Genomic DNA, 1,526 nt, shown 5'->3' with positions numbered 1-1,526 from the left:
TGTCCGTCGTCAGAACATTTGGCACAGGTCGCGGCGTAAATTAGCGGAGTGCGGGCCTCGTCTGTTGTTGGGTTTTAGGCGGCGAGCTTACGGTGTTGCAAGCGCCGATGTTCAATGGTCTGTCGCTTGATCCTTTCGCGTTGTTTGATGATGGCTGGTGCCCTGCCGAAGTAGGCGTCTGCGGGCGTCACGTTGTTTAGGCTCTCGTGGTATCGGCGGTGGTTGTAGTGCTCGACGAAGGTCTCGATCTGGGCCTCAAGGTCGCCGGGCAGGAAGTAGTTCTCGAGCAGGATGCGGTTTTTAAGGGTCTGGTGCCAGCGCTCGATCTTGCCCTGGGTCTGGGGGTGCATCGGGGCGCCGCGCACGTGGCTCATCTTGTTGGCCTCGATGTATTCAGCCAGTTCGCCCGCGATGTAGCTGGGACCATTGTCGCTGAGCAGCCGGGGCTTGTGCAACACCGTGGCGCTGTCGCATCCGGATGCGACCAACGCTACATCCAGCGTGTCGGTCACATCCTCGGCCCGCATGTTGGTGCACAACTTCCAGGCGATGATGTAGCGCGAGAAGTCGTCGAGCACGGTGGAGAGATACATCCAGCCCCACCCGATGATCTTGAAGTAGGTAAAATCGGTCTGCCACATCTCGTTCGGCCGGGTCGTCTTGGTATGGAACGCATCAGCCGCTTTCACCACGACGTATGCCGGGCTGGTGATCAGATCGTGGGCCTTGAGCAGGCGGTAAACCGTAGCTTCGGACACAAAGTATTGGCGCTCATCGGTAAATCGCACCGCCAGTTCGCGCGGTGACAGCTCGGACTGCTCCAGCGCCATTTCGACGATCTGGTCCTGCACCTCGGGCGCGATCCGGTTCCACACCCGGCCTGGAGCCGATGGCCGATCCGCCAACGCCTCCGGGCCGCCTGCGAGGTAGCGGTCATACCAGCGGTAGAACGTCCGCCGGGCGATGCCGAGTTGGTCCAGCGTTCGCTTGGCAGGCAGGTGGGACTGCTCGACGATCCTGATGATCTCGAGCTTCTCGGATGCGGGATACCTCATTCTTCGTCGCCCCCATCCGCGATCATGCTTTTTTTGAGCAAACGGTTTTCCAGCGTCAGGTCGGCCACGCATTCCTTCAGGGCGCGGGCTTCGCGGCGCAGATCCTGCACCTCGCCAGTGGTCGCGGCACGGGCGGTATCACCGGCCAACCGGCGCTTACCTGCTTCCATAAACTCCTTCGACCAAGTGTAATACAGGCTCTGGGCGATGCCTTCCTTGCGGCACAGCTCTGCGATGCTGTCCTCACCACGCAGGCCGTCCAGCACGATGCGGATCTTTTCTTCGGCAGAGAAATGGCGCCGGGTTGCTCGGCGGATATCCTTGACCACCCGCTCAGCTGGGGCCTTCTTGGGAGGGGATTTTTTCACGGAGGGTTGGGTCTTCATCTTCGTTCCTTCGTCACTACGACGAAGCCCCAACCCTCCTTAAATCACAACCTCAAATCTGTGCCATTGGTGCTGACGGGGGACA

General features: G+C 60.3%; 1 protein-coding gene. It reads right to left on the bottom strand.

Going from position 1 to position 1,526, the window contains the following annotated elements; all coding sequences use genetic code 11:
- Positions 1-74 precede the first annotated feature (74 nt).
- Positions 75-1,441 (bottom strand): IS3 family transposase gene (locus OPU66_RS14865; protein ID WP_120222458.1). Its coding sequence is split into 2 segments (ribosomal slippage): positions 75-1,090 and positions 1,090-1,441, totalling 1,368 coding nucleotides; the frame shifts between segments, so codons are not numbered across the junction.
- Positions 1,442-1,526 lie beyond the last annotated feature (85 nt).

Source organism: Sphingomonas sp. URJC2 (genome assembly GCF_059803575.1).
The sequence above is the reverse complement of the archived record's forward strand: the minus strand, read 5'-3'. Positions and strand labels throughout refer to the sequence as shown.